Source organism: Bacteroidota bacterium (genome assembly GCA_018831055.1).
GTDB lineage: Bacteria > Bacteroidota > Bacteroidia > Bacteroidales > B18-G4 > M55B132.
Map to the genome: position 1 here is coordinate 1 of JAHJRE010000276.1, position 3,027 is coordinate 3,027.

Here is a 3,027-nt window from a genome sequence, read left to right on the forward strand (position 1 = left end):
CCAGGATCATCAGAGCGAGCGTACGCCACATGTATTGGATGCCGGTTTGCAGCGATGTCTTGAATCGGTATTGGCCGCCGCGTGTGATCCGGTTGACGGCATCCACCAGCGCCGGAGTCGAGATGGCATTGAGCAAAACATGGATGATCACCATCAAGGCAACCAGCAGACCGACCAAGGTGAACAGAGCCGCAAGGTTGCCATCAAGATTGAGCTGGTCGAACCCGAACGAGTCGAATTTTGAGAAATCAAAGTGCTCCTCCCAGTCGAGCGACGGATAGGCCATACCAAACGCAAACAAACCGAATATCCACAGCGACTTCTTCCGCCAACTCAGCCGAAATGCGGAATTTATGATTTCACCATAGTCCAAGGAAGCCTCCCACTTTATATTGATTACCGGCTCTGTGCCAAAGTATTCAGTTCTAGCGGCCGTCCGCAACAACTATGTCGGGGCCACGTAAAACGCACTACCTGTACAGGAAAGGAAGCCGGATGCAAAAACTTAGCACGCCACTGACTCTGTTCTTTACGTTAACAGTGATGATCGGTTTCGGCTGTTCCGGCGGCAGCGACCAAAAAACCAACACGCCGCCAATCGACTCGGCGGCCGTCGCTGCCGCCCCGTCCGACAGTATCGTGATCACGATTGTCGCCTCCGACACGGTTGATGCGTTTTCAGTTCTGCAGGAATCGCACAGCGTGAAATCAAAGGCAACCGCGCTGGGCGTCTTTGTCCAGGCAATCGACTCGATCGAGAGCGGCGGCGGGGCGTACTGGGTCTTTTCGGTCAACGACAGCCTTCCGATGGTTGCCGCCGACAAGTATCAAGTCGTTCCCGGCGATACGGTTCGATGGCACTTGCGATATTCATCACGCTGACCGGGTCGCCAATTATCACTGGTTTTTAGGTGTTCGAAGCATATATTCAGTCTCATGATCGAAACCGTTCTCAAGCGAATCGCCGCCGGTGACTTTTTCCTGATAGCCGGACCGTGCGTAATCGAATCGGAAGAAATCTGCTTCGAAGTCGCCAACGCCGTCGCGAAGCTCTGTGCTCAACATGACATCCCGTACATCTTCAAGGCTTCGTATCGAAAGGCCAACCGCACCTCGGCGTCGTCCTACACCGGTCCCGGTTTTGACGAGGGTCTGGCGATCCTCTTGAAGATCCGCAATGACCTGAACCTGCCGATCCTGACCGACATCCACGAGACGACCGAAATAGAAGCGGTCGCCAAAGTCGCCGATATCCTGCAAATTCCGGCGTTTCTCTCGCGCCAGACCGAGCTGCTCGCTGCCGCCGGACGTACCGGCCGCTGGGTCAATATCAAGAAGGGGCAGTTTCTCGCGCCCGATGATATGCAGCATGCGGTCAAAAAAACCGGCGCCGCCAAAGTCATGCTGACGGAGCGGGGTAGCAGTTTCGGCTATCACAATCTCGTCGTCGATTTCCGCTCGCTCCTTATCATGAAGCAGTATGGCCTGACCGTTTTCGATGCAACCCATTCGCTCCAGCTCCCAAGCGGCGCCGGCAGCGTCTCCGGCGGCCAACCGGAGTTCGTGATCCCGATGGCCCGCGCGGCGGTTGCTGTGGGGGTCAACGGTCTCTTTGTGGAGACCCACCCGAATCCGGCTGCGGCTCTTTCCGATTCCGGCTCCATGCTCCCGCTTGACCGCATGGAGGAGCTTCTTCAAAACGTAATGGCCATTCGGAAAGCAGGGGTATAGCACGATGGCAAAGACCGTACTAACTCGCGACCAGTTTATCGCACGTCTCAAAGATATCAAACTGCTGGCGCTTGATGTCGACGGTGTCCTGACCGATGACACCATCTTTTTTGGTCCCGACGGCCTTGAATTGAAACGATTTAACATATCCGATGGCCTCATGATCGTGCTCGGCATGCGGGCCGGGCTGGAAATCGCTATCGTTTCGGGACGCTACTCACCGGCCACCGACACCCGCATGAAAGATCTCGGCGTACGTCATGTGCTGCAAGGCATGAAAGACAAGGTCAAACAGATCGAGCCGCTACTGGAGGAACTGGAGCTGGACATGGCCGACGTGGCCTTTGTCGGGAACGAGATTCTCGATATCAGTCTGGCCAGGAAAGTCGGCCTCTCGATTGCAGTCGCCGACTCGAACCCCGAACTGATTGACACGGTCGACTACGTCACGCTCGGCCGGGGGGGATATGGTGCGGTGCGGGAAGTGCTCGACTGCTATTTCGAGGCGATTGAAACCGATCCAAAGAGTCTGCTGGCATGAACGACGACCTGCTGAAATACGCTCGTGACACTATCCGGGCTGAAGCCGACGCGGTCAGCGCGATGGCCGACCGGCTCGACAACAGCTTCAACCAGGCCGTCCAGGCAATTCTCGATTGCAATGGTCGGGTGATCGTCTCGGGGATGGGGAAATCGGGCCTGATCGGGAAAAAGATCGTAGCGACGTTTAATTCCACCGGTATCGCCGCCATCTTCCTGCATCCGGCCGAGGCCATGCACGGTGATATCGGACTGGTGCAGCGTGATGATCTGCTCATGGTGATTTCCAAGTCGGGGCGGCTGGGAGAATCGGAACTGATCCTGATCGCCGCCAAGCGCCTTAATATTCGGATCATCTGTCTCGCCGGCACACTCGAATCCGAGATGGCCCAACGGTCGGATATCGTCCTTGATTGCACGGTCGAAAAGGAAGCTTGCCCCAACAACCTCGTGCCGACATCGTCCTCAACTGCCGCCCTGGTCATGGGCGATGCCCTGGCGGTGGCGCTGCTGAAAGCCCGCAATTTCACCACCGACGATTTCGCCCAGCTCCACCCCGGCGGATTCCTTGGCATGCGACTGCTCAAACGGGTCAGCGAGGTTCACCATTCCGGCGACGAGATCCCGATTGTCCAATCCGGCGCCTCCATGTCGGAAATGATCCTCCAGATGACCGGCAAACGCCTCGGCTGCGTGGTCATGACCGATGCCGATGGCCGGGTGGCGGGGATCTTCACCGATGGCGACTTGCGCCGC

The 3,027-nt window shown here is 57.1% G+C and carries 5 protein-coding genes; 4 read left to right on the plus strand and 1 reads right to left on the minus strand.

The window, feature by feature from the left end; translation table 11 throughout:
* On the minus strand, nucleotides 1-373 hold a 373-nt coding region (locus KKA81_16465; protein ID MBU2652520.1), incomplete at its 3' end, for a hypothetical protein.
* 122 nt (nucleotides 374-495) lie between these two features.
* Here KKA81_16465 and KKA81_16470 point away from each other — a divergent pair.
* From KKA81_16470 to KKA81_16485, 4 genes are all read left to right on the plus strand, one after another.
* A complete protein-coding gene (locus tag KKA81_16470; GenBank protein ID MBU2652521.1) occupies nucleotides 496-882 on the plus strand; it encodes a DUF4430 domain-containing protein in 387 nt (128 codons plus the stop codon).
* A 54-nt stretch (nucleotides 883-936) separates the two neighbouring features.
* Nucleotides 937-1,731: a 3-deoxy-8-phosphooctulonate synthase gene (kdsA, locus tag KKA81_16475; protein ID MBU2652522.1), complete on the plus strand. Its 795-nt coding sequence runs from the start codon at nucleotides 937-939 to the stop codon at nucleotides 1,729-1,731.
* Between the two features lie 4 nt (nucleotides 1,732-1,735).
* Nucleotides 1,736-2,272 (plus strand): HAD hydrolase family protein, encoded by a 537-nt coding sequence (locus tag KKA81_16480; protein ID MBU2652523.1) that lies wholly within the window; start codon nucleotides 1,736-1,738, stop codon nucleotides 2,270-2,272.
* On the plus strand, nucleotides 2,269-3,027 hold a 759-nt coding region (locus KKA81_16485; protein MBU2652524.1), incomplete at its 3' end, for a KpsF/GutQ family sugar-phosphate isomerase. The genes KKA81_16480 and KKA81_16485, both read left to right, overlap by 4 nt.

Coding starts and splice junctions, on each gene's coding strand:
- KKA81_16480 (MBU2652523.1), top strand. CDS start 1,736: ATGGCAAAGACCGTACTAACTCGCGACCAGTTTATCGCACGTCTCAAA.
- kdsA (MBU2652522.1), top strand. CDS start 937: ATGATCGAAACCGTTCTCAAGCGAATCGCCGCCGGTGACTTTTTCCTG.
- KKA81_16470 (MBU2652521.1), top strand. CDS start 496: ATGCAAAAACTTAGCACGCCACTGACTCTGTTCTTTACGTTAACAGTG.